27 protein-coding genes and 1 pseudogene are annotated in these 21,664 nt (G+C 63.1%); 19 read left to right on the top strand and 9 right to left on the bottom strand.

Annotation, left to right across the window (positions count from 1 at the left end; translation table 11 throughout):
- Window positions 1-19 precede the first annotated feature (19 nt).
- Genes ACXMDM_RS02265 through ACXMDM_RS02250 form a run of 4 tightly spaced genes read right to left on the bottom strand, consistent with a single transcriptional unit; the run spans window position 20 to window position 4,753 of the window.
- Window positions 20-481, bottom strand: coding sequence for a helix-turn-helix domain-containing protein (locus ACXMDM_RS02265; RefSeq protein WP_313772235.1), 462 nt, complete (start codon window positions 479-481; stop codon window positions 20-22).
- A gap of 57 nt (window positions 482-538) precedes the next feature.
- Complete coding sequence (locus tag ACXMDM_RS02260) at window positions 539-1,456, bottom strand: restriction endonuclease subunit S (RefSeq protein WP_499570000.1); 918 nt, start codon at window positions 1,454-1,456, stop codon at window positions 539-541.
- Window positions 1,446-4,514, bottom strand: a complete 3,069-nt coding sequence (locus ACXMDM_RS02255; RefSeq protein ID WP_259723028.1) for a type I restriction endonuclease subunit R — start codon at window positions 4,512-4,514, stop codon at window positions 1,446-1,448. Before ACXMDM_RS02255 ends, ACXMDM_RS02260 begins: the two co-directional genes overlap by 11 nt.
- Window positions 4,515-4,522: 8 nt before the next feature.
- Entirely contained in the window at window positions 4,523-4,753 is a 231-nt protein-coding gene (locus tag ACXMDM_RS02250) for a hypothetical protein (protein ID WP_259723027.1), read from the bottom strand.
- 62 nt (window positions 4,754-4,815) lie between these two features.
- On the opposite strand from ACXMDM_RS02250, the gene ACXMDM_RS02245 reads away from it, so the two are divergent.
- From ACXMDM_RS02245 to ACXMDM_RS02230, 4 genes are all read left to right on the top strand, one after another.
- Window positions 4,816-5,286: a helicase-related protein gene (locus ACXMDM_RS02245; protein ID WP_259723026.1), complete on the top strand. Its 471-nt coding sequence runs from the start codon at window positions 4,816-4,818 to the stop codon at window positions 5,284-5,286.
- Window positions 5,287-5,680: 394 nt separating this feature from the next.
- Complete coding sequence (locus ACXMDM_RS02240) at window positions 5,681-6,370, top strand: DUF3427 domain-containing protein (RefSeq protein ID WP_499569997.1); 690 nt, start codon at window positions 5,681-5,683, stop codon at window positions 6,368-6,370.
- A gap of 70 nt (window positions 6,371-6,440) precedes the next feature.
- Window positions 6,441-6,647 (top strand): type II toxin-antitoxin system HicB family antitoxin, encoded by a 207-nt coding sequence (locus ACXMDM_RS02235; protein ID WP_259723024.1) that lies wholly within the window; start codon window positions 6,441-6,443, stop codon window positions 6,645-6,647.
- On the top strand, window positions 6,640-6,855 hold the full coding sequence (locus ACXMDM_RS02230) for a type II toxin-antitoxin system HicA family toxin (RefSeq protein ID WP_259723023.1): 216 nt from the start codon (window positions 6,640-6,642) through the stop codon (window positions 6,853-6,855). Before ACXMDM_RS02235 ends, ACXMDM_RS02230 begins: the two co-directional genes overlap by 8 nt.
- Window positions 6,856-6,942: 87 nt before the next feature.
- Here ACXMDM_RS02230 and ACXMDM_RS02225 read toward each other — a convergent pair whose 3' ends face one another.
- Entirely contained in the window at window positions 6,943-7,281 is a 339-nt protein-coding gene (locus ACXMDM_RS02225; protein WP_259723022.1) for a DUF5615 family PIN-like protein, read from the bottom strand.
- Between the two features lie 8 nt (window positions 7,282-7,289).
- Complete coding sequence (locus tag ACXMDM_RS02220; protein ID WP_259723021.1) at window positions 7,290-7,520, bottom strand: DUF433 domain-containing protein; 231 nt, start codon at window positions 7,518-7,520, stop codon at window positions 7,290-7,292.
- Window positions 7,521-7,795: 275 nt separating this feature from the next.
- On the opposite strand from ACXMDM_RS02220, the pseudogene ACXMDM_RS02215 reads away from it, so the two are divergent.
- The 8 genes and pseudogenes from ACXMDM_RS02215 (at window position 7,796) to ACXMDM_RS02180 (ending at window position 11,280) form a co-directional block, all read left to right on the top strand.
- A pseudogene (locus ACXMDM_RS02215) lies at window positions 7,796-8,862 on the top strand (ISAs1 family transposase).
- A 91-nt stretch (window positions 8,863-8,953) separates the two neighbouring features.
- A complete protein-coding gene (locus ACXMDM_RS02210; protein ID WP_071800426.1) occupies window positions 8,954-9,250 on the top strand; it encodes a nucleotidyltransferase family protein in 297 nt (98 codons plus the stop codon).
- Entirely contained in the window at window positions 9,234-9,590 is a 357-nt protein-coding gene (locus ACXMDM_RS02205; protein ID WP_313772390.1) for a HepT-like ribonuclease domain-containing protein, read from the top strand. The genes ACXMDM_RS02210 and ACXMDM_RS02205 overlap by 17 nt, the downstream gene beginning before the upstream one ends.
- A 22-nt stretch (window positions 9,591-9,612) precedes the next feature.
- The gene (locus ACXMDM_RS02200) at window positions 9,613-9,888 is read left to right on the top strand and encodes a hypothetical protein (protein WP_259723232.1); all 276 of its coding nucleotides are present in this window, start codon (window positions 9,613-9,615) and stop codon (window positions 9,886-9,888) included.
- Entirely contained in the window at window positions 9,855-10,181 is a 327-nt protein-coding gene (locus ACXMDM_RS02195; protein WP_259723231.1) for a nucleotidyltransferase family protein, read from the top strand. Before ACXMDM_RS02200 ends, ACXMDM_RS02195 begins: the two co-directional genes overlap by 34 nt.
- Complete coding sequence (locus ACXMDM_RS02190; protein ID WP_369009837.1) at window positions 10,126-10,512, top strand: HepT-like ribonuclease domain-containing protein; 387 nt, start codon at window positions 10,126-10,128, stop codon at window positions 10,510-10,512. Before ACXMDM_RS02195 ends, ACXMDM_RS02190 begins: the two co-directional genes overlap by 56 nt.
- A 219-nt stretch (window positions 10,513-10,731) precedes the next feature.
- Window positions 10,732-10,935: a type II toxin-antitoxin system HicB family antitoxin gene (locus ACXMDM_RS02185; RefSeq protein ID WP_259723229.1), complete on the top strand. Its 204-nt coding sequence runs from the start codon at window positions 10,732-10,734 to the stop codon at window positions 10,933-10,935.
- A 156-nt stretch (window positions 10,936-11,091) separates the two neighbouring features.
- Window positions 11,092-11,280: a CopG family transcriptional regulator gene (locus ACXMDM_RS02180; RefSeq protein WP_259723228.1), complete on the top strand. Its 189-nt coding sequence runs from the start codon at window positions 11,092-11,094 to the stop codon at window positions 11,278-11,280.
- A gap of 331 nt (window positions 11,281-11,611) precedes the next feature.
- Here the strand turns inward: ACXMDM_RS02180 and ACXMDM_RS02175 are convergent, their stop codons facing one another.
- Window positions 11,612-13,309: a protein adenylyltransferase SelO family protein gene (locus ACXMDM_RS02175; protein WP_259723227.1), complete on the bottom strand. Its 1,698-nt coding sequence runs from the start codon at window positions 13,307-13,309 to the stop codon at window positions 11,612-11,614.
- Between the two features lie 322 nt (window positions 13,310-13,631).
- Here ACXMDM_RS02175 and ACXMDM_RS02170 point away from each other — a divergent pair, with 322 nt between their 5' ends.
- The 3 genes from ACXMDM_RS02170 to ACXMDM_RS02160 all read left to right on the top strand — a co-directional run bounded on the left by ACXMDM_RS02170 (window position 13,632) and on the right by ACXMDM_RS02160 (window position 17,231).
- Window positions 13,632-14,642, top strand: coding sequence for a 2-hydroxyacid dehydrogenase (locus ACXMDM_RS02170; RefSeq protein WP_071800421.1), 1,011 nt, complete (start codon window positions 13,632-13,634; stop codon window positions 14,640-14,642).
- A 189-nt stretch (window positions 14,643-14,831) separates the two neighbouring features.
- On the top strand, window positions 14,832-15,053 hold the full coding sequence (locus ACXMDM_RS02165; RefSeq protein ID WP_071800420.1) for a hypothetical protein: 222 nt from the start codon (window positions 14,832-14,834) through the stop codon (window positions 15,051-15,053).
- Between the two features lie 144 nt (window positions 15,054-15,197).
- Window positions 15,198-17,231 carry a mechanosensitive ion channel family protein gene (locus ACXMDM_RS02160; RefSeq protein ID WP_499569990.1) on the top strand — a complete coding sequence of 678 codons (2,034 nt, stop codon included), beginning with the start codon at window positions 15,198-15,200 and terminating at the stop codon, window positions 17,229-17,231.
- Here the strand turns inward: ACXMDM_RS02160 and ACXMDM_RS02155 are convergent.
- Window positions 17,194-18,012 (bottom strand): hypothetical protein, encoded by an 819-nt coding sequence (locus ACXMDM_RS02155; RefSeq protein ID WP_071800416.1) that lies wholly within the window; start codon window positions 18,010-18,012, stop codon window positions 17,194-17,196. The genes ACXMDM_RS02160 and ACXMDM_RS02155 overlap by 38 nt on opposite strands.
- Before the next feature lie 35 nt (window positions 18,013-18,047).
- On the opposite strand from ACXMDM_RS02155, the gene ACXMDM_RS02150 reads away from it, so the two are divergent.
- Genes ACXMDM_RS02150 through ACXMDM_RS02140 form a run of 3 tightly spaced genes read left to right on the top strand, consistent with a single transcriptional unit; the run spans window position 18,048 to window position 20,209 of the window.
- Window positions 18,048-18,920, top strand: a complete 873-nt coding sequence (locus ACXMDM_RS02150) for an NAD-dependent epimerase/dehydratase family protein (protein WP_071800414.1) — start codon at window positions 18,048-18,050, stop codon at window positions 18,918-18,920.
- 30 nt (window positions 18,921-18,950) lie between these two features.
- The gene (locus ACXMDM_RS02145) at window positions 18,951-19,568 is read left to right on the top strand and encodes a PCC domain-containing protein (RefSeq protein ID WP_071800412.1); all 618 of its coding nucleotides are present in this window, start codon (window positions 18,951-18,953) and stop codon (window positions 19,566-19,568) included.
- Complete coding sequence (locus ACXMDM_RS02140; RefSeq protein WP_071800410.1) at window positions 19,565-20,209, top strand: hypothetical protein; 645 nt, start codon at window positions 19,565-19,567, stop codon at window positions 20,207-20,209. Before ACXMDM_RS02145 ends, ACXMDM_RS02140 begins: the two co-directional genes overlap by 4 nt.
- On the opposite strand, the gene ACXMDM_RS02135 is transcribed toward ACXMDM_RS02140, so the two are convergent.
- Window positions 20,130-20,552: a YccF domain-containing protein gene (locus tag ACXMDM_RS02135; protein WP_071800409.1), complete on the bottom strand. Its 423-nt coding sequence runs from the start codon at window positions 20,550-20,552 to the stop codon at window positions 20,130-20,132. The two genes, ACXMDM_RS02140 and ACXMDM_RS02135, sit on opposite strands and share 80 nt — an antisense overlap.
- Before the next feature lie 157 nt (window positions 20,553-20,709).
- Between ACXMDM_RS02135 and ACXMDM_RS02130 the strand changes: the two genes are divergently transcribed.
- Entirely contained in the window at window positions 20,710-21,663 is a 954-nt protein-coding gene (locus tag ACXMDM_RS02130) for an orange carotenoid-binding protein (RefSeq protein WP_071800408.1), read from the top strand.
- Window position 21,664: the final 1 nt, after the last annotated feature.

Raw genomic sequence — 21,664 nt, 5'->3', positions numbered from 1 at the left:
CGGCGATCGTCCGGGGTCGTCAGTCGTCCCCGTCCTCTCCCCAGAAGGCCTGGATCTTTTTTGCCGCCAATAGCAGGGCGGCTGCTTCTGCAAGGGCCTTCTCCTTACGGCGCAGCTCCTGTTTGAGCTGCTTGATTTCACGCTGGTCCTGCTGATGGCGGTGGTCCAGATCCTTCTGCTCTTTCAAGGTGAGCACTGGCTTCTTGTTGGCATCCTGGGCTGCTTGGCGCCAGCGGTCTACCTGCTTTGGGAAAAGACCACGCTCCCGGCAGTAGGCGCTGAGCTCAGTCGAGTTAAAACCAGCGGTCTCCAGCACCACCGTGAACTTGTCGGTGGCACCCCAGCCCTCGGGATCTTTCGCCGATGCCGGCACCACTTCACCCTGCAACCGCCAGGTCTTCCTCCATTTGTAGAGGGTGATCACGTGGATGCCCAGCTCTTCTGAAATCCTGGCCACGCTCTGCCTGTGCGGTGGGCTCATCCGCCTTCTCACATCAGCCTTGACGGCCTCGCTGTATCCACGCATTGAACTGCTCCATTAAGCCCCCTGGTGGTGAAAGTGGTCGAGATGGAGAGGCGTCAACTTTGCTGGCAGAGGGGGGAAAAGCTCAGTTCTATCTCTCGCAATCTCTGCTGACCTTATGAAAGGGATGTCCCCTTCATAGTATTCAGGCTTGGTAGTGCTTGGTGTTCCTCCACTAAATGAACTGCAAACAGACCCAAGAGTACGCGGCTCCCACTCACCTGCATTTTGGAACTCGGGGAAGCGAAGGTGGGGTTGGGTTTCGCCTTCGCGGGGGAAAAGCTGCTGCATCAGCCCTCTTTTATAGGACTTGAGCGCGTCCACTTTCCGGGCTTGGGCGGCCATCCACTGGTCCACCGAACTCAGGCAGTCGGCGATTCTTTGTTGTTCAGAAAGGGTTGGGGTTGGGATTTCGACCCCATAAAATGTCTCTTTGCTGATGTTCAACAAGCCATTGCTTCGCGCTCCGCTCGTGATGTGCCTCTTGAGCTGCCTTCCATGTTGGTTTTGCTCGAAGCAATTCTGAAAGAAGCCATTCGAGTAGCCACCCTTCAGACGGAAACAGATGAAGACATTTGGCGCAGCGACTTCCCCCCATCCCTGCAGAAGATAGATACAGCCCTGAGGAAACTTGAGCGAGTTACCCTTGTTGAAAACGAAGTCGCCATCGCTGACCAAGGTATAGTGCTGATACTGCTTTCCCGAAATGTCTCGCCCGAACTTCTCAGACTGCGGAACGAATCCGATTCCAGCCGAAATGCTCACAGGCGTGAGTTTCTTTTGACCCACTCTTCCAGTTATGGGCGTGGATACTTCTTGAAGGGCTATAAGTTTCCACCCCTCCGCCCCCCGAAACTCCGGAAACCGCAGCTTCGGCACCATCACAGTCTTCACCTCTTCCTTCATGGAGGTGGTTTTCGTCTTACTGCTCATATGCACTGAGCCCTGAGATGTTGCGGCCACCGGCGCGTTGGCTGAGGAGGGGGTGGAGGTCGGCCATGAGAGCGAGTTCGGCCTGGCTGCGGGCTTTCCAGCCGAGGTCGAGCGGGGCCAGGAGGTCGCTGAGCTGCTCCCCATCGAAGATCATGCGCTCGAGGATGGCGTCCACGAAGGCTTGCAGGGCAGCCGTGGTGAGGCCGTGCCGGCTGGCAAGGTTGGCGAGTTCAGCGGCTGATTGTTCCGCCTTGAAGCGGCTGTAGCCGTCGCGGATGGCTTGTTCGCTTAAACCCTCACCGGCCTTGAGTGTGCCGATGTACGCGGCGATGGCCTCACGCTCGTTCATGAACTTGGCATCGGCGCTGCTCAGGCCGATGAGTTCCTCGCGGCTCATCTTCGTCTTGCCTGGCTCCCTGGCGGAGAAGCGGGCGATCAGGCCCATGATGTAGTCGTAATCAATCACAGCAGAGGCAAAGAGCACGAACTCGAAGTCGAGCTGGTCGACGGGGTTGGTGCCGGCGCCGTCGTCATCGCCCTTGCCCTGAACCTCCTTGAGCTGTTTGGCGGTTTCCAGGTACTGGCCTTTGAAGCCCAGCAGGTTCTGCTTCGGCAGTACCTGCTCGATGGTGGCAATGCTTTCCTCGGTCAGATCGGTGTATTGGTCGAGCTGGGTTTTCAGCCGCTGCACCTCCTTGAAGTGCGTGATGAAGGCAGCCTTGGCGGCATCGCCCTTCAAATTGGCCACGGCGGAGGGGGTGCAGGCCAGGCCCTGGGAAGTCATGAAGCCATGGAGCTTCTGCACGGCCGCTTCGAGTTTCTGGATCACCACGGGTGCCTTCTCCACGAGCCAGATTTCGCGGGCCTGCTCGCTGGATTTTTCGCCGGAGAACAGAGCGATGGCGGCATCCACGGCGTCCTGCTGCTGGCGGAAATCGAGGATGTGGCCGTAGGGCTTGGTGCCATTGAGCACGCGATTGGTGCGCGAGAAGGCCTGGATCAAGCCGTGGTGCTTGAGGTTCTTGTCCACATAGAGCGTGTTCAAATACTTGGAATCGAAGCCCGTGAGCAGCATGTCCACCACGATCGTGATATCGATCTTCTGCGCTGAGGGATAGTCGGCATTAGGCCACTGCTGATCTTTGATGCGCTTCTGCACATCCTGGTAGTAGAGGTCAAACTCGCTGAGGCGGTGATTGGTGCCATAGCGGCTGTTGTAGATGGTGACAATGGCCTTGAGCGCAGCCTTCTTGCCCTCGGGGTCCACCGTGTTGTCGGCCTGCTCCTGGGGCAGGTCTTCCTGGATCTGCTTCACATCCGGATCGCCCTCGGCAGGCGGGGAGAACACACAGGCGATGTTCAGCGGTTTGAAGCCCAGATCGCTGCGCTCCTTTTCCGCCTGCATGGTCTGGAACAGGCCGTGATACTCGATGGCGTCATTGATCGAGGCGGTGGCGAGGATCGCATTGAAGCGGCGACCGGCGGTGGCGGCGTCATGCTTGGCCAGGATGGCCTCAATGACGGCCCGTTTCGATAGCGCTTCTCCGGGCCGGGGCGGGGTGCCTTCGGCCTCAAGCTTGGGCTTGAAGTAATCAACGTGAAAGCGCAAAACATTCCTATCCTCGATGGCATGGGTGATGGTGTAGGCGTGGAGTTGCTTCTCGAAGAGGTCTGCCGTGGTGCGCATCGAGGCCTGGGTGTTCTCGATCTTCTGCAAGGAGGCATTGACCTCAAAGATCGGCGTGCCGGTGAAGCCGAAGAGCTGGGCCCTGGGGAAGAAGGCTTTGATCGCGCGGTGGTTGTCGCCGAACTGTGAGCGGTGGCATTCGTCGAAGATGAAGACGATGCGTTTGTCCTTCAGGCCGGTGAGCTGCTCTTTGTAGGTGGGCTGGCCGTTGCTGCTGCGCTGCTTGTTGCGCTTGCTGTTGTCATCCAGCGCCAGGCCGAGCTTCTGGATCGTGGTGACGATCACCTTGTCGGCAAAGTCTTCGGAACGCAGACGGCGCACCAGGGCGGCGGTGTTGGTGTTTTCTTCCACGCAACCGTCCTGGAAGCGGTTGAACTCCTCGCGGGTCTGACGGTCGAGGTCTTTGCGGTCGACAACGAAGACACATTTGTGGATGTGCTCGTTTTCCTTGAGCAGGGTGGAGGCCTTGAAGGAGGTGAGCGTCTTGCCGCTGCCGGTGGTGTGCCAGATGAAGCCGTTGCCGTTGTCTTCGGCGATGCAGCTCACCAGGTGCTGCACGGCATACACCTGATAGGGGCGCATGATCATCAGCTTCTGCTCGCCGGCGAGGAGCACCATGTAGCGGCTGATGGTGCGGCCGAGGTCGCACTTCTTGAGGAAATGCGCGGAGAAATCATCGAGGTGGGTGATCTTCTGGTTGTCTTCGCCGGCGAATTCATACACGGGCAGGAAGCGTTCATCGGCATTGAAGGCGAAGTGCCGAGTGTTGTTGTTGGAGAAGTAATAGGTGCGATCGCGGTTGCTCACGATGAAGAGCTGCATGAAGCAAAGCAGGGTCTTGGTGTAACCGTTGCCGGAATCGTTTTTGTATTCAACGATCTGCTCCATGGCCCGCCGCGGATTCACGCCGAGGGTCTTCAGCTCAATCTGAACAACCGGCACGCCATTGATCAGAAGGATGACGTCGTAGCGGTGGTGGCTATTGTTTGTGTTGATGCGGAGCTGGTTGATCACCTCAAAGTGGTTCTTGCACCAATCCTTGATGTTCACCAATGTATAGTTCAGCGGCGTGCCGTCGTCGCGCGTGAAGGCATTGATGCTTCGAAGGATCCTCGAGGCATTGAAGACATCGGGCGTGATGATCTCATCCAACAGCCGGGCAAACTCGCCATCGGTGAGCTGAACGCGATTCAGCGCCTCAAATCGCTCACGAAAGTTCTTTTCGAGGTTGGAGCGGCTCTTGATGTCTGGGCGATAGTCGTATTTCAGGCTTTGCAGTTTTTCAATCAAGCCGCGTTCAATCACTTCCTCGCTGATGCCAGGAAACGGCAGATTCTGGGGTAGATCGACAGCGGCCTTCTCCGATGGCATGGCGTTGTTCAAAGCAAGGATGGCGCGAAGCACTTGGTTCCGCGATCGAGGCTGAGCCGTTCGCCCGCCTGGCTGCGGGTCCTGGGAATCTTGAACGGACCGCCGATCTCCATGCCGGTCCCCGGCTTCAACTCGTCGTCGAACCCATCGCAGAGGCGCCTAGTGAAGATCAGTGGGGCGTGGTCGCCCAGCGTTTCCGGGCCTTCGCGGAAATCGTTCAGCTGGTCCTGATCGGGCATCGCTGGATCAGGTGGGGCGGCGCTGGAGGGAGTCTGCCTGGGGTGGGGCGGTTTTGGGGTAGGTGCTGGCCCAGAAAAGCCTGCGCCTGATCCTGCGCGAACTCACCGCCAAGATCACCAACCTGCCCACGATGCGGGCCCTGGGCTTCTGTGTGAGCGTGGAGCACGCTGGCTGGATGGCCCGCAAGTTCGCCGCGGCCGGCCTGCGCGCCGCCTCCCTGGATGCCAACAGCCCTCGCGACGAGCGCGCCGAGCAGATCCGCCGCCTCAGGTCCGGTGAGCTGCAGATCCTCTTCGCCGTGGATCTGTTCAACGAAGGGCTCGACATCCCCGAGATCGACACGGTGCTGTTCCTGCGGCCCACCGAGAGCGCGATCGTGTTCCTGCAGCAGCTCGGCCGCGGTCTGCGCCTCTGCCCGGGCAAGAGCTGCCTCACCGTTCTTGATTTCATCGGCCAGGCCCACCGCCGCTTCCGCCACGACCTCCGCTACCGCGCCCTGCTCGGCGGCACCCGCGACCAGCTGCGCCAGTAAATCGAAACCGGCTTCCCCTTCCTCCCCGCCGGCTGCAGCCTCCAGCTCGATCGCGTCTCCACGGAGCGGGTGCTTTCCAATCTGCGCGAGTCGCTGCCCAGCCGCCGGCCCCAGCTGCTCGCCGAATGCCGCCGCCTCGGGTCCTGCTCGCTGGCGGCGCTGCTCGACGGGCTCGGTATGGAGCTGGGGGAGTTTTATCGGGTGGCGGGGTGTTGGGCGTTGCTGCAGCGGGAGCTGGGGTGGGGGGCGGCGGCAGCCTCCGGGGAGCCCACGGCGGATGAGGAGCGGTTGGGGCGGGGCATCGCCGGCGGCCTGCTGCATCTCGACGACTCGGAGCGACTGCGCTGGCTGGTGGATCAGTTGCAGCGGCCAGTGGCGCCCGATCCGGCGGGGGTTGGACCTGTGTGCGGAGCGCCAGTGGCGGATGCTGCTGGCCCAGCTCTGGGGCAATGGCCGCAACCATGTGCCCCTCGCAGAGGCGTTGGTGCGACTCTGGGCCGCTTCCGCCATCCGCGCCGAGCTGGTGGAGCTGTTAGAGCTCCTGCTGGAGCGCACAACCCACCTGGTGGCGCCGCTCGATTGGCCGGCTCTGGCCGCTGGCGAGCCAGCACCGCCGGTGCCCCTGATGCTCCATGGCCGCTACTCCCGCGCCGAGGTGTTCGCGGCGTTTGGCTTGTTGAACGAAGCCCGCCCCTTCCCCGGCCGCGAGGGGGTCTTCTTTGATGAGGCGTCGCGCTGCGACGTGTTCTTCATCACCCTGAAGAAATCCGAGCGCTTGTTCTCCCCCACCACCCGCTACAACGACTACGCCATCTCGCCCCGCGAGTTCCACTGGGAGAGCCAGAGTCTCACCCGCGAAGCCTCATCCACCGGCCAGCGTTATATCCACCACCACGCCCGCGGCAGCCGGGTGCTGTTGTTGGTGCGGGAGGAGAACAGGCGCGGTGGCGTGACGCTGCCGTTTCTGTGCCTCGGCTTTTCCGAATACGTGAGCCACGAAGGCGAACGCCCGATGGCGATTCGCTGGCGGCTTCAAAGGGCGATTCCGGGGGCCTTCTATCCGGAGCTGGCGGTGGCAGTGTGAAGGGGGTCAGAATTTCAGGATCTTCCGACCGCTGCCAGCCCTGTCAGAATGGAGTGAAAGCGGTAAGTCCATGGAACTGACAGCCGTGCTCAGCCCAGCCGAAGAAGGCGGCTATGTGGCCTACAACCCCGAAACTGGCACCGCAAGCCAGGGCGATTCCATTGATGAAGCACTTGCAAACCTGCGAGAGGCGACATCCTTGTATCTCGAGGAGTTCCCACTCGCTGTGACGGGCCACCCACTGGTCACGATGTTCAGCATTCCTGCCCATGCCTAAACTTCCGCACCTTTCTGGTCGGGAGGTCATTCGGGCATTGGAACGCCTGGGGTTCAGCGCTGTCCGGCAGAACGGAAGCCACGTGGTGATGCGCTGCGGTAGCCGGGGTTGCGTGGTTCCGTTGCATCGACCGGTCAAGGTGGGTACCCTCGCAGGCCTTCTTCGCCAGGCTCAGGTCGACGTCAGTGAGTTCCTCAGAGTTGTTTGATTCCGCACGATTGATGGCCGCCTCAGTGGCATCTCCTCCTGGGCTGGCGGTGTGAGGGGGGCGGCGAAGCTGCTCTGCTGCTCAGCCTCAGCGCAACGTCAGCAGTGAAGTGTTGGGTTCCTTGATGAACGCTATGATCACATCCCGCCTGGTCAACAGAATCCTGGAAATGGTTTGAGTGCTGGTGTTGCCCACAACCAGCCACAGCACCTTGGGTGGTGCACCCCGTAAAAGGCTTAGTCCACGAAAGTCATCATCCTTCGTGACGATGGTGAACCCATGCTGCTGAGCAAAACTCCAGATTTCAAGATCCGCTGCACCCTTGAGGCCCACATCGCGAATGTGGATGCTGCCTGGAAAGAAGCCAGCCATTGCAGATGCCAGACGAGGACTGAGATTTTCATCAAACAGAAGGGGCCCAGCCATCGAAGCAATCACGCGGTCGTGAGGTCACTCAGGCGCTTCTCACGATCTGCCGCGTAGCTCAAGACAGCCTGAAGATGCTCCACCCGCAGGTCAGGAAAATCGGCCAGGATATCCTCCTGACGCATGCCGCTGGCCAGGTACTCCAACACATCCGAAACACTGATACGGGTGCCTGCAATACAGGGTTTGCCGCTTCGGATCCCCGGCGTACAGGTAATCAGAGGAGTTGCTGCTCTCACCGTAGATCCATCCAGCCGCTTACCAAAGATAGGCGAACCAAAGGGTCACCATCAACGAGAACGATCTCCCGATGGCGATTCGCTGGCGGCTGCAGCGGCCGATTCCGGGGGCGTTCTACCCCAGGGCTGATTGAAAGTCTGTCACAAGCGAGCTTGGCGTTGCTGCGAGCATTGGGTTTGGTCGGCGGGAATGGATCCCTTCTTTGCCAGAACCCTCTCCTGCTAATGCCTCTGCCGACCTGATCAGCTTTCTGCAGGCGATCCCAGAGGGACGGATGCGTCGTGGGGTGCGCTTCCCCCAGTGGTTTCTGCTCCTGGTGGCGGTCCTCGGGATCTTGAGTGGCTGCCAGAGCCTGCGGGATCTGGAGCGCTTTGCCCTCCGCCATCACGCTGCGCTGAACCAGGCGTTGGGTCTTGAGCTCAGGCGGCCACCCACTGATTCCACCTTCCGCTATCTGTTCCTGCAGGTTGATGTGGCCGAGATCTGCCGGCAGCTGCAGGGGTGGATGCTCGCCCAGATCCCAGGTGGTGCGATGGGTCTTGATCAGCTCGTGTGCGACGGCAAGACACTCCGCGGCTCGATTGTCCAGACCGACGGTGGCGGCGGTGCGTTCATTTCTCAGGTGACGCTCTACTCCAAGACCCTGGGTGTGGCCATTGCCCAGGCCACCTACGACACCCGTGAATCTCACGAGCGTGCCGTACTGCGGGAGCTGTTGGCCACGATGGATCTCGACGGCGTCTTGATCCAGGCCGACGCGCTTCATACCCAGAAACCGTTTTTCGGCAGCTCACGGAGCAGGGGGCCGACTTCCTCCTCACAGTGAAAGCAAACCAAAGGACCCTGCATCGCCAGATCGGCGAGCAGTTCCTCTACTCCCGCAAGATCCCTCTCACAGCAATGGTTTCTGAACGCAGCCATGGACGCGACACCACCTGGATACTCAGGGCCAAACAGGCTCCTGACTTCATCAACGAGGCCTGGCCCGGCAGTAGCTGGATTGTTGAACTTGTCGTCAGTGGCAAGCGTCATGGCAAGCCCTCCCTCCAGCGGCACCTTTTTCTCACCAGCCTGCGCACCACGCCAAAAGCCCTGCTGCAACTGGTGAGGGACCGCTGGTGCATTGAAAGCTGGCACTGGATCCGCGATACCCAGCTCCATGAAGATGAACACCGTTATGGCGGCCCCGGCGCTGCCGTGCTGGCCACGCTGAGGACCCTGGCCCTCAACCTGCTCGGGCTGCACGGCCACTACTCGGTGAGAGCTGGGCTGGCTGAGGTGGCCCACGACATCGCCAAGCTGCTCACAATGGCTGGGATCAGGCCAGGATGGGCGACTTGATCAGACTTTCAATCAGCCCTGCGTTCTACCCGGAGCTGGCGGTGGCGGTTTAGCCTTGTTCCAGACCACTCCTGAGCGTTCCCAGTCGGCCATGGACGTCAGTGCAGAAACGTTGATCAGCCAGTTACGCCAGCACGCGCCCGTCTGTAGTGAGCGTTTCGGGGTGCACAGCCTGCGATTATTCGGCTCCTGGGCGCGTGGCACAGCAACATCGAGCAGCGATGTGGATCTGCTGGTGGCCTTCGACGGCCCTGCCACCGCCAGACGCTTCTATGGCCTTCAGCTGTTCCTGGAAGATCTGCTCCAGCAACCTGTCGATCTGGTGACAGAACAAGCACTCCGGCAGGAGCTCAGACCTGCAGTGGAGGCGGATGCCATCCCCCTCTGACGGCAATCCGAAACGTGACTGGTGCCTCTATGCGCAGGACATGGATCGGTTTGCCCATCGTGCAGTGAGTTACTGCGCTGAGCTGGACCGTGCGCAGTTCGAGGCAAATCAGCTGATGCAGGACGCCGTTCTTCGCAACATCGAGCTGATCGGCGAGGCCGCCACTCGCATCCCAGAGGAGGTGAAGCTGGCCCATCCTGAGATCCCCTGGCGGGAGATCATCGCGATGCGCAATCAACTCATCCACGCCTACCTAGGGGTCGATCTTGATGTGGTGTGGGATGTGATCCAGGTGGAATTGCCGCTGCTGATCCTTCAGCTGAAGACCGTTCTGTCCTGACGAACTGCCTGGTCCTGAGGGAATGAAAAGCCTCCTGGATCCAACGCGAAGGCGTGCGCTGGCACCAGCCCACCATCACGGCCTTCTGTTCATCACCCTGCGCAAAAGCGAAGCCCTCTCCTCCCAAACCACCCGCACCCGCGACCTGGCCCTCGGCTTTGCCGACTACGTGAGCTACGAAGGCGAGCGGCCGATTCCGGGGGCTTCTATCCGGAGCTGGCGGTGGCGGTTTGAGGGAACCCACGACTCCACTAACCTGACTCCATGGACACGGCCGCCCCACTGCTGCCCTTGCTGATCGACCGGCTTGAGCCGCTCAGGCACCTTTGCGATCGCTACGGCGTGGATCGGCTTGAAGTGTTCGGCTCGGCGGCGAAGGGCCTGTTTGACCCTGCCAGCAGTGATCTGGACTTCATCGTGCAGATGAGGGGTCAACGGGAACCGGGCTATGCCCGGCGCTTCTGTTCCTTCGCCGATGAATTGGAAGCCCTCTTCGGCCGTCCGGTGGATCTCCTGACGGAATCCATGATCCACAATCCTTTTTTCCGCAAAGACGTGGACGCTTCACGGCGGCTACTCCTGGAACTCTGAGCTGCAAAGGGAGGCGCTGAAACGCCTGCTTGACGCCTTTGAGGCCATCGAGGCGATTGAGCGCTTCATTGAGAACTGCACCCTTGATCACTACCTTGACGATGAATTGATCCAATCAGCAGTAGAACGTAAGTTCGAGATCATCGGAGAAGCGCTCAAGCGGGCCCTCGATGCCGATCCCAGCGTTCTTGATGTCATCCCCGATCTCCGCCGCATCGTGGGTACCCGCAACAGAATCATTCACGTCTACGAAACCGTGGATCAGCTGATTCTCTGGGATGCGTCCAGAATGACCTCCCTGGCCTCAAAACCTCTCTGCAGGATGTACTGAGCAAAGACGCCCCAATGCCTTAGCCAGCGACTTGAACGCATCCAACGCCTGGATGGGTCTCGTCCTCCCCATCACTCGAGATGCGGCGGCTCCACGCTGCCGTTCCTGTGCCTGCGCATTGCCGATTATGTGAGCCATGAAGGCGAACGGCCGATGGCGATTCGCTGGCGGTGGCGGTGTGAGACCGGCCAGGCTTGCTACCACCAAGGGGCCGGCCCCATGACCGACCGCATCCGCCTGCTCGAAACCGAAGAAGGCTGGGCTGTGAGCTGCCTCGACCTGCCTGGCTGTCACTCCCAGGGCAACACCCGCGAGGAAGCTCTCAGCAGCATCCGTGAGGCCATCACCCTTTGGCTTGAGGTCGAGGACGAGGAGGCCGGAGTGAAGAGCGTGGAAACGTTGGAGTTGGTCGTGCGCAGTTAGAGACCAACCCACGGACGCAGACTGCCGTTTCGAGCAATATCAAGCTGATCGACGAGGCGGCTACTCGCCTCGCCTCCGTCCGAACAGCGGTTGGTGCGCGAGCACCGCAGTCAGGACAGGCGTCCCTTCCCTTGATGCCTGATGCGATCACATCAGATGCGCACCACCCTGCAGCTCGACGACGACGTGCTGGCGGCGGCGCGGGTGCTGGCTCGGCAACAGCGCTCCAGCTCCGATAACCAGAGGTCCGACCATCGCAACGGCCTGCCCCTGCTGCCATGGATGGAGAGGGGAGCACCGGTGGATCTGGAGCTCGTGAACAACCTGCGCGACGAGCTGGCGTGAGTGCGGCTCTGCTCGATGTGAACGTGGCAAATGGATGGGCCACCTGCCCGCTCACACAGAACGCCGTCCTGCGCATCCTCGGCCAGCCGCGCTATCCCAACAGCCCGGGGCCGCCGGCGGTGGTGGCCCCTCTGGTGGCGGAGCTGATCAGCCACCCGCAGCATCCGTTCTGGCCAGACTCGCTCAGCCTGCTGGACCAGAGCCATGTGGATGCACCGCGGTGGCCGGCTGGTGAGCTTCGATCGCCGCCTCAGCTGTGAGGGGGTCGCTGGCGGCCGCGAGGCCCTCTGGTTGCTTGAGGCTTGAGACGGGTCGAAAACGTGCGATCGGCTCACGACGAGCAGCTGTAGTAGGACACGCCACCGGCGTTGAAGAATTCCCTGGGCTTGAGACGGTCGTACTTGGCCGCCAGCTCCGCCGATAGCTCGTCATAGGGATGGCTGAACACCTCCTGCAGCTCCTCGATCAAGCTGGTGTCACCTTGCTCAGCCTGTTGATAGGCGGGCGCGATCAGCCACTCGCGCCAGGTGATCTTTGGGTTGACGCGTTTCATCGCATCGGATGTCACGCGGCTGTCGCCACTTTCCGTGATGCGCTCCCGCCAGCGTTGCAGCCAGTTGTTCCACTGCGAATCGAGTTGCTCTGAACTGGGCAGGTAGAAGCTCTCTTTGAGGGCTGAGAGTTGCTCTGGAATCTCAGAGAGCCTGCGGAAGAAGATCGTGTAGTCAGCCTTGGAGAGAACCAGGAGCTCCAGTAACTCATTCACCAGCGTGGGGTCATAGCTGTTCAGGCCGAGTTTTTTGGCCCACATGGCCTCGATCTCCAGGGTCATCGCTTCAGCGAAGCCATCGTGGATCTGATCCAGCCGCGCCAGGGCTTTGGTGTTGCCATCGAGCAGCAGTCGGATGGAGGCCCAGAACATCTGATAGTTGGCTTCGGCTGCCACCGGTTGGTTGAAGAATGAAAAATGCTCGCCGCCGCCGGTCCAGGGCTGAAATCTGGGCTCGAACAGTTCGCAGAAGCCGAAGGGGCCATAGTCGAGGGTGAAGCCTCCTGCGGCGCAGTTGTCGCTGTTGAAATTGCCCTGGCAATAACCCACGCGCATCCAGTTGGCCACCAGCGAAGTGAGCCGTGCGCGAAACAATCCCGCCAGCTCCACCAGCTGATCGCTGAACTCCAGACCCGGATCAATTTCCTGCCGGTAATTGCGCTCAATCAGGTGCGCCGTGATCATCTGCAGTTCGTTCAACGCACCCGGATGGGCCTCGCTGCGGGCGCGACGGGCGAACAGCTCCAGTTGGCCCACCCGCAGAAACGACGGTGCCACGCGGGTGGTGATCGCCGCCGGGTTGTCCACCAGGATGTCGGGATCGAACGACCTGGAGTTCGCGGAATACCAGGGCCTGCGCACGGTTTCGCCTCGGGACACCACCAGCATCAGCGAGCGTGATGTGGGAACCCCCAGGGCGTGCATGAACTCCTGCGCCAGAAATTCGCGCACGCTGGAGCGCAGCACGGCGCGTCCATCGGCGCCGCGGCAATAGGGCGTGGGGCCACCGCCTTTGAGTTGCATCTCCCAGCGCCTGCCGTTGAAGACGCCTTCGAACACGGAAATGGCCCGGCCATCGCCGTAGCCGTTGCCGGTTCCAAACGGGCACTGCTGGTTGTACTCCGTGCCGTAGATCGACAGGGCATAGCCGGTCGCCCAGCCAAACGGTCGCATCGGCCCCTGCGCCACGCTGATGTCGCCGGAAAACAGTCGGATGAATTGGTCGTCATGGGCCAGCGCATCGCTCAGGCCCAGCTCGTGGAACAGGGTTCGGCTGTGGGCAACGATCTCCGGCGCTGGAATCGGCGTGGGTGTCACCGGCACGTAATGGCCTGAGAACACCTGGCGGGGCCGGTGATCGTGGCCATCACTACTCGCCTGAGGATCCGCATGCAGTGACTCCAGCAGCGAATAGTTGGCCCGTTGGGCAAACTCCGCGAACGTTGTTGTTCGAACTGCTGCTGGCACTGTTGTCGTCACGGGTCTCTCGGGTTCTGGCCATGCCTGGGCTTGGGCCCAGACGTTGAGGCCATCATCCTGGCGAGTCTGTCGCCATCGTTGTCACGCCAGTTGAGGGTGCGCTCAAGCACGAACCCAGCTGCACCCAGGAGCCAGCCTGTCTGGCCGCTCAGAGCTGAAATCCGCATGGGAGGAGCCTGATCCGCCGCCGCAACCGGAAACCAGACCTCAAGTAGATCGTTGGGGCCGAAACGACCCCGCTGTGCGATGGCTGAGCTGGAACAGGGGTGGATGGCTCTGGCTAGGTTCCCTCCACACGACCCTTTGATGGCACGCCATTTCCATGCAGAAGACGCAGTGCTCTGTGGCTGTCTATGACACAAAGCCCTACGACCTGCTGCACCTGCCAGCAGCTGCAGGCTCCGATCTGGATCTGCGCTTTCTGAATTTTCGCCTGAGTGTCGATACAGCGGCTACGGCCGATGGGGCGCGGGCTGTTTGTGTGTTTGTCAATGATGTGATTGACAAAGGCTGTCTTGAATCCTTGGCCAGCCAGGGCGTCGAGCTGGTGGCCCTGCGCTGCACCGGGTGCAACAACGTGGACATCGAAGCGGCGCGCGATCTTGGCATGGCCGTGACCCGCGTGCCCATCTACTCACCCAATGCCGTGGCCGAGCATGCCGTGGCGTTGCTGTTGACCCTGAATCGCCATGTGCACCGCTCGTTCAACCGGGTGCGGGAACTCAATTTCTCCCTGCAGGGCCTGGTGGGCTTTGATCTCAATGGCAAGACGGCCGGCATTGTGGGAACGGGCAAGATCGGGCGGATCGTGGCCAGGATCCTGCGCGGTTTCGGCATGGTGGTTGTCGCCTACGACCCCTACCCCGATGCGGCCTGGGCGATTCGCGAGGGCATCACCTATGTGGATCCGATCACCCTGTCCAGCCTCAGTGATGTGATCTCCCTGCATGTTCCCCTGATGCCGGAAACCCATCACATCATCCGCCGTGAAACCATCGACTGCATGAAGCCGGGTGTGATCCTGGTGAATGTCAGCCGGGGTGGCCTGATCGACACCGTGGCCCTGATCGAGGCCTTGAAATCCGGACGCCTTGGTGGCGTGGCGCTGGATGTTTATGAGGAGGAAGAAGGGGTGTTTTTCGAAGATCTTTCCGGAGAGGTGTTGCAGGATGATCTGCTGGCGCGGATGCTCACCTTTCCGAATGTGTTGATCACAGCCCACCAGGCCTTTCTCACCCACGAAGCTCTCAACGACATTGCTCGCGTCACCGCCGCCAATCTGCACGCGCTGATGCAGGGGACCCCCTTCGTGGGGGGGTCCCTACTCACTTAGCCAGGTGGTCTTGCTCCGCCGCCAGCGATCTCCGCCACGTAGGCGAACGTCCCCCGGTGAGCCGTTGTCGCCGGTGGCGATCTGGTGGCCAGGTTGGCCAACGATTCCGAGCTAGACCGGCAGCAGGCCTGATGCGCTCTGCCTTGAAGGCTCCAGCTCCAGGTCAAGGCCCTTGCCCCCAGCCGTGCCATGCCTGAGATCTCGCTGCGACAGCTCCTGATCGGCGCCCTGGTCCTGGCCCTGGCCACCGTGCTGGGGCTGGCCGCGCTCAGCGGCTCCATCCCCAGCGGCCTCGCCGGCTGGGGCAGTGGGGGCTCAGCCCAACAAGAAGAGGTCTCCCTTGATCCGCAAGTCCCGCCCGATCAGATGCTTTCGCTGGAGATGGGCGTGTCGGCGGAGATGGGTTCTTAGATCCACTCAAAACGGCTGAGCTCCCTCAACCTCCGTACCCTGAATAGCTGCTGGATGGGCTGGGCAGCTGCCACGGAACCACTGAGGGGAGGGCAAGGGATGGGGCTGAATCGGGGGCCAAGGCGCCGCCGCTGCTGGCGGCGTATGTGGCGGCCGCTGCTGCTGGGTCTGGCCCTGAGCCTGCTGCTGGGGCAACCCGCCGCCGCGGTACTGAACCTGGTCGGAGCTGGTGGCGACGACGGTGGCGGAGCGGAAGAGGGCTGGCTGGATCGCGAGCAGGCCTTCTCGTGCGGCCGCCTCTGGTGCAGCACCGTGGTGTTCCCCCACGACGTTCTCAGCACCCGGATCGTCCTGGCCATCGATCCCGGCGAATCGATGTCGGCATCAGACGCCGCGCGGGCAGCGGAGACGCGGGCCGAAACGGTGGAACGCAGCGTGGAGGGGGTGATTGCCCAACTGCGCCAGGCCCAGCGGGAGGGAAGCGCCGCCCTGTCGCCGGAGCGCCGGCAGGCCGCGGCGGCGGTGCGTGAGAGCACCGCGACGCTGGCTGTCGCGGAGCTGAACGTCTGGAACGTGTTCAACCGCCAGGCCCTGCATCCCTTCACGCCCACCGTGGCGGTGGGCTTCCGCAACAACGTGCCGGTGGTGTTCATGCCCGCCGCTCCTGACCTGGGCCTGGGTCCCGCGACCCTGCTCACGGTCACCGAACCCGATGCGGCTTGGGCCGGCAGCACGACGATGGAGCTGGCGGAGCGCTGGAAAACAGTGCTCCAGAAGGTGATCAGCGAATCACTCTGGGGCCTGGAGTTCAACCGCCGCTTTCCCGCCGGTCGCCTGGTGCTGGCGGCGGCGGTGGCCGGCATCGTGCTTCTGGTCCAGCTGGCCCTCTCGTCGATCCGCTGGGCGCTGCGGCACGCGTTGCGGGGCTTGCGGGACAACGCCGAGGCCCTGCGCGAATCGGCCACGCGGGAGGTGATGGCAGCCTTCAGCGGCAACCTTGAGGGCCAGAACGCCGCGCCCAGTTCGGAGGGGAGCGACGAGAGGGTCGCCGAGGCGTCACCCCAGCCCCGGCGCAGCTGGCTGCAGCGCCTCGGCCGCCGCGCCAGCCGCCACCCCCAGCAACTGATCGAGGGCACCGGCCGCCTGATCGAGGGCACCAGCCGCCTGATCGAGACCCTTTCGGTCGCCACGCTCCGTCAGCAGGGCTGGCGCGACCAGGCCCGCAACCTGCTCGAGATGGCACTGCTGATCACCGGTCTGCTGCAGTTGAGTCTGGTGGCGGCCGGGCTCGGGGCGATCGCGATCTTTTTCCCCAGCATCCGCATCGCCTCCCTGCTGCTGATGCAGAAGTCGGTGAGTGTGCCGCTGATGTGGCTGGGGCTGATCGTGGTGCGCTGGTTGCTGCTGCTGGCGATTGACCACAGCGTGAACAACTGGGTGATTGCCTCCACCATCAGCAATCCCGGCTCCCGGCGCTATGCCCTGCAGGCGGTGACCTACACCAAAATGCTCAGGAACACGGCCACGATGGTGTGCATCACGATCGGCATCGTGCTCACCCTGCTGCTCGTGGGCATCAACCGTTCGGTGCTCACCGGTGCCGGGGTGGTGGCCGTGGCGGCTGGCCTGCTGCTGCGCAACCTGCTGGAAGATTTCATGCAGGGGCTGTTGATCATCCTCACCGACCGTTATGCCATCGGCGATGTGGTGATCATCGCGCCCCACGATGGCTTCGTGGAGAACATGAATCTGTTCAACACCCAGCTGCGCGGCCTCGACGGCCAGCTCACCAGCCTGCCCAACGGCCAGATCCGCGCCATCGAGAACCTCACCAAAGACTGGTCGCGGGTGAACTTCACCATTGAGGTTTCAGCCGACGAAGACCTGCGCGCCGTGCTGGAGCTGATCGGCCGGGTCGCCGAAGACATGCGCCACGATCCCGACTGGTCTCCGTACGTGCTCGGGACCCCGGAAGTGCTGGGGGTGGATGAGGTGCGCCAGTCGGGCTGCCTGATCCGGGTCTGGATCCAGACCCTGCCGCTGGCCCAGTGGCCGGTGGGGCGGGAGTTCCGTTTGCGCGTCAAGGAGGCCTTCGATCGCGAGGGCATCCGCCTGGGCCTGCCGCGTCAGGAACTGAGCCTCAGGGACTCTGGAATCGCCTCAGTTCCCAGGCCGTGAGCTGCTGTTGGCTGCCGTAGTGGAGGCTCACCTGATTGAAGTGCCCGCCATCGAGGCGGCAGCCCACCTGCAAGGCAAAGGCCCTCGCCGGCAGCGTCTCCGGCAGCGAACAAACCAGCCCATCGGCGAAGCCGGCGCAGAGGTCGTTGCCACTGAACTGACGGCTGCGAAAGGGTGCGCAGGGCTGCGGCTGGGGGTCGGTTGAGGGCCAGTGCCGGGGCTCCAGGCGCTCCAGCTCCCCGGGCCAGCCCTCCACCTCCGCCAGCAGGGCCCGCCAGTCGCTGGCCGCAGGCCGGGGAGGGTCCGGTTCGGGCGCCAGGGTGCAGCGGAAGGGAACCACCCCCAGGCTCTGCAGGCGCCAGAGGGGACCACCAGCCGGGGCTGGTGCCAGCGGCGCGTAGAGCAGCACCAGCATCGAGCGGGAGCGGCCGCAGAACAGATTCAGTTCATGGCCGAATCGGGGCTGCTTTTCGTCCACCATCAGGCTTGATTGGCCGCCGGCGGCGCGGAATTGCCAGCACTGGCCGCCACTGTTGTAGGTGGCGCGGCAGAGAGGCAGCCGGCGGCGGCCGTCCGGAGCGAAGCGCAGGCCGCTGCCATCCCACAGACCGGTGTCGGGGTCGGAAAAGCTGATGGAGTAGCAGGTGCTCTCGATCACCGCGGTGGGGGTGATCAGATCCAGCACACCGGCGGTGTTGCGTTCGTACCAGCGGCTCGTCCCGCACCAGCGGCCCTCGAAGTTGAGCCGGTTCAGCTCCCACTGGCGGTCGTGACCGGTCATGGCCCCCTAGCTTGCCGCCCACAGCATGACCCCGGATGCGGATCACGATCGTTGGCTGTGGCTATGTGGGCACGGCCCTGGCCCGCCATTGGCACCAGCAAGGCCGGCACTGGCTGCGGGTGACCACCACCAGCGCCGATCGGGCCGAAGAGCTGGCCGCCGTGGCCGATTCGGTTCAGGTGCTCGATGCCGCTGACCCCATCGGGCTACGCCAGGCCCTGCAGGGAAGTGAGGCCGCCGTGTTCTGCCTGGCGCCCAGCGGTGAGCGGCAGGTGGATGCCGACGGCTACGAGGCCACCTTTCTGCGCAGCATGCAGGCCCTGGCCGCCGTGGTGGGCGAGCTGCCCCAGCTCAACCAGCTGCTGTACACCAGCAGTTGCTCGGTGTACGGCAACGCCGGCGGCCTGCTGGAGGAGGACACCCCGCTGCAGCCCCGTGACAGGCATGGCGAGATCCTGCGCGATGCCGAAGCCGTGTTGTTGAGCTGCCGCAGCCCCAGCCGCCGCGTCGCCATCTGGCGGTTGGGGGCGCTCTATGGACCCGGGCGGGAGCTGCAGGAGCGTTTCCGGTCGCTGGCGGGCAGCCAGCGCCAGGGGAATGGCGCCGCGCTCACCAGCTGGATCCACCGCGATGACGTGGTGGCGGCCCTGGCCTTGGCGCTGGAGACCGGCCTCGATGGGGTGTTCAACCTGGTGGATGACGCGCCGATCAGCGTGCGCGACCTGATCGATCTGACCTGCCGTGCCGCCGGACTCAAGCCGGTGATCTGGGAGGCCGAGGCCGCCCCGGCCGCTGACGCCGGCGCCGGCCGGCGGGTGTCGAACCGGCGGCTGCATGGGCTGGGCTTCCAGTTGCAGCATCCCCGGCTGCCCGTGCTTGCAGGCAGGCCGCTGGCGCCTCCCCGGTAGCCTTGCCCCCTGCTTGTCCCAGCCCTGCCGATGCGTTCTGTGCCCCTCCATCTCCTGCCCGGCAGCGACCTGCGCCTGGCGCTGGAGCAGCTGGCGCTGGAGCAGGGAGCCTCCGGCTTCGTGCTCGGTGTGGTGGGCAACCTGTCCCAGGCTGCCTTTCAGTGCCCCGGCAAAGCTGCTCCCACCGTGCTCCAGGGAGAGCTGGAAATCATCACCCTGCAGGGCACCGTGGCCCCGCAAGGCGTGCATTTGCACCTGAGCCTCTCCGATTCCGAGTGCCAGGTGTGGGGCGGCCACCTGGAGCCTGGCAGCCTGGTGCTCAAGGGCGCCGATCTGCTGGTGGGCCTGCTCGACGGTCCGCTGCCGACCCCGGCCATGGCCCAAGTCCCAGCCGAGCACCTGCCGGCGGTCCTTTCGTCAGGCTCAACCGCCGAGCCGCGGGTCACCATCGCCGTGCGCCCCGGCTGCCCCTTTTCCTGGCGCGCGCTTCGCCTGTTGCGCAGCCTCGACATCCCCCATCTGGTGATCGAGCCCGAGGGCGAGAGCCGCGTGCCCCAGGTGTTCATCGACGGTGCGTTGATCGGTGGCTATGACGCCCTCGCCGAGAGCAATAGCAAGGGAGAACTGGAGTCCCTGCGCCAACGATGAGTTCCAGTTCCCTGCAGCTCTCCACCCTGGCGGGCTGCGCCCTGACGATCGGTGGCTATCCCCGCTTCCGTTACAACGCCAGCGGCGGCGGGGGCCTCGGGCGGATCGGCGGCGATCCGCTAGGCGGCCAGCGCCAACCGGCGGCCCCAGTCGCTGGACTGGCGCTTGACTTTGAGCCCTCTGAGCTGACGATCCCGCCCCTCGATTGGCGCAGCACCCGTTTCCTGGGTCTGCCCCTGCCGCCGGGATTGCGCATCGCGATCGAGCCGGAGCGGTTGGCCGGCAGCCTGGATGGTGAAAGCGGCGCGGTGACGTTGCAGTTCAGGGCCCGCTTTCTGTTCTCGCTGGGCTCGCTCTATCGCGCTCCGGCCCTGCGGGTCGACACCGAGTTGACCAGTGGGGCGCTGGTCAGCCAACGGCACCGCAGCAGCGGCCAGCCCCTGGCGGGCGACGGCACGGCCCTGCTGGTGGGGGTGGCCACGATCGAGCCCTGCGGCGAGCCCTGGCTGGATCGCTTTTTGGGCTTGCCCGATGAGGCTCTGGCGGTGCTGCGCTGCCGCTTCAGAGCCCTCCCTGCGACCGCGTGCCACTCGGGACCACCTGCAGGCCGATCGGCGCCAGGGCAATCAGGGCCAGCTTGATGTGCTGGATTCCGAAGGGAATGCCGATGATCGTCACGAAGCAGGCCAGGGCGGAGGTGACATGGCCGATCGCCAGCCACCAGCCCGCCAGCAGAAACCAGATCACGTTGCCCACCAACCCCAGGGGGCCGGTGCCCAGGTCAGTGCGGCCGGTGAGTTCGCTTCGGCTGATCGCCTCGTAGCCGAATGGCCAGAACGAAAAATTGCCGATCACGAAACAGGCCCGCGCCCAGGGCAATCCCACAACCGTGATCGCGGCCACCAGACCAGCCAGCCACCAGCCCAGGCCCATCACGAAGCCCCCGAGCACGAACCAGATGGCGTTAAGCAGGAAACGAAGCATGGCTTGAACCTGGCATGGCTTGAAGCTGACATGGATCCAGTCGGTAGCAGGCCAGCCTTGTTGTCTTGATTACATTTTTCTGTTAAATCTTCATACCAAGTCGATCGCTTGTCGACTAGGCTTCGTAAGCTTCCTTAACAATTGGGTCTGACCGCATATGTTCACCCTCGAGAAGGCTTCCCAGATCTTCCCGGACACGCTCTCCGCGGACGCCGTACCTGCCATCACAGCTCGCTTCAGGCTGCTCAGCGCCGAAGACCAGCTGGCTCTGATCTGGTACGCCTACCTCGAGATGGGCACCACCATCACCGTCGCGGCCCCCGGCGCTGCCCGCATGCAGTTTGCGGAGGCCACGCTCAGCGCGATCAAGGCCATGGGCTTCACCGAGCAGAGCCAGCTGATGTGTGATCTCGCCAACAGGACCGATTTCCAGGTCGGTCGTACCTACGCCAGCTGGTCGGTCAACATCAAGCTCGGCTTCTGGTATCAACTCGGAGAGTGGATGGCCGCTGGCCTCGTGGCTCCGATTCCCAAGGGCTATCAGCTCTCCGCCAACGCGGCATCCGTGCTCAGCTCGTTGAGGGGCGTGGAGCAGGGCCAGCAGATCACCCTGTTGCGCAACTTCGTCGTTGACATGGGCTACGACCCCGCCAAGGGCGAAGGCCAGCGGGTCATGGAGCCGGTGGTGGCACCCACGCCGGAAGCCGATCGCAAAAAGGTCTTGATCAGCGGGCTGGATAGCCCCACGGTCACCACCTACATGGATCTGCTCAACGCCAACGACTTCGACAACCTGATCGAACTCTTCCTTCCCGACGGGGCCCTGCAGCCCCCCTTCCAGAAGCCGATCGTCGGTAGGGAGGCCGTGCTGCGCTTCTTCCGCGAAGATTGTCAGAACCTGCGGTTGCTGCCCGAATCGGGCTACTCCGAGCCCGCCGATGGCGAGTTCACCCAGATCAAGGTCACCGGCAAGGTCCAGACCCCCTGGTTCGGCGCCGGCGTGGGCATGAACGTGGCCTGGCGTTTCCTGCTCAATCCCGAGGGCAAGATCTACTTCGTGGCCATTGATCTGCTGGCCTCCCCAGCAGACCTGCTCAAGTACGCCCGTTGAG

The organism is Synechococcus sp. CS-603 (assembly GCF_977929215.1).
Note: the sequence above shows the minus strand (reverse complement) of the source record. Positions and strands in the feature narration are given on the sequence as shown.

Coding starts and splice junctions, on each gene's coding strand:
- ACXMDM_RS02160 (WP_499569990.1), top strand. CDS start 15,198: ATGTGGCGGCCGCTGCTGCTGGGTCTGGCCCTGAGCCTGCTGCTGGGG.
- ACXMDM_RS02200 (WP_259723232.1), top strand. CDS start 9,613: ATGAAAAGCCTCCTGGATCCAACGCGAAGGCGTGCGCTGGCACCAGCC.
- ACXMDM_RS02210 (WP_071800426.1), top strand. CDS start 8,954: ATGGACGTCAGTGCAGAAACGTTGATCAGCCAGTTACGCCAGCACGCG.
- ACXMDM_RS02135 (WP_071800409.1), bottom strand. CDS start 20,552: ATGCTTCGTTTCCTGCTTAACGCCATCTGGTTCGTGCTCGGGGGCTTC.
- ACXMDM_RS02180 (WP_259723228.1), top strand. CDS start 11,092: ATGCGCACCACCCTGCAGCTCGACGACGACGTGCTGGCGGCGGCGCGG.
- ACXMDM_RS02230 (WP_259723023.1), top strand. CDS start 6,640: ATGCCTAAACTTCCGCACCTTTCTGGTCGGGAGGTCATTCGGGCATTG.
- ACXMDM_RS02155 (WP_071800416.1), bottom strand. CDS start 18,012: ATGACCGGTCACGACCGCCAGTGGGAGCTGAACCGGCTCAACTTCGAG.
- ACXMDM_RS02250 (WP_259723027.1), bottom strand. CDS start 4,753: ATGCCCGATCAGGACCAGCTGAACGATTTCCGCGAAGGCCCGGAAACG.
- ACXMDM_RS02145 (WP_071800412.1), top strand. CDS start 18,951: ATGCGTTCTGTGCCCCTCCATCTCCTGCCCGGCAGCGACCTGCGCCTG.
- ACXMDM_RS02165 (WP_071800420.1), top strand. CDS start 14,832: ATGCCTGAGATCTCGCTGCGACAGCTCCTGATCGGCGCCCTGGTCCTG.
- ACXMDM_RS02150 (WP_071800414.1), top strand. CDS start 18,048: ATGCGGATCACGATCGTTGGCTGTGGCTATGTGGGCACGGCCCTGGCC.
- ACXMDM_RS02205 (WP_313772390.1), top strand. CDS start 9,234: ATGCCATCCCCCTCTGACGGCAATCCGAAACGTGACTGGTGCCTCTAT.
- ACXMDM_RS02260 (WP_499570000.1), bottom strand. CDS start 1,456: ATGAGCAGTAAGACGAAAACCACCTCCATGAAGGAAGAGGTGAAGACT.
- ACXMDM_RS02140 (WP_071800410.1), top strand. CDS start 19,565: ATGAGTTCCAGTTCCCTGCAGCTCTCCACCCTGGCGGGCTGCGCCCTG.
- ACXMDM_RS02195 (WP_259723231.1), top strand. CDS start 9,855: ATGGACACGGCCGCCCCACTGCTGCCCTTGCTGATCGACCGGCTTGAG.
- ACXMDM_RS02185 (WP_259723229.1), top strand. CDS start 10,732: ATGACCGACCGCATCCGCCTGCTCGAAACCGAAGAAGGCTGGGCTGTG.
- ACXMDM_RS02255 (WP_259723028.1), bottom strand. CDS start 4,514: ATGCCATCGGAGAAGGCCGCTGTCGATCTACCCCAGAATCTGCCGTTT.
- ACXMDM_RS02265 (WP_313772235.1), bottom strand. CDS start 481: ATGAGCCCACCGCACAGGCAGAGCGTGGCCAGGATTTCAGAAGAGCTG.
- ACXMDM_RS02225 (WP_259723022.1), bottom strand. CDS start 7,281: ATGGCTGGGCCCCTTCTGTTTGATGAAAATCTCAGTCCTCGTCTGGCA.
- ACXMDM_RS02235 (WP_259723024.1), top strand. CDS start 6,441: ATGGAACTGACAGCCGTGCTCAGCCCAGCCGAAGAAGGCGGCTATGTG.
- ACXMDM_RS02170 (WP_071800421.1), top strand. CDS start 13,632: ATGCAGAAGACGCAGTGCTCTGTGGCTGTCTATGACACAAAGCCCTAC.
- ACXMDM_RS02130 (WP_071800408.1), top strand. CDS start 20,710: ATGTTCACCCTCGAGAAGGCTTCCCAGATCTTCCCGGACACGCTCTCC.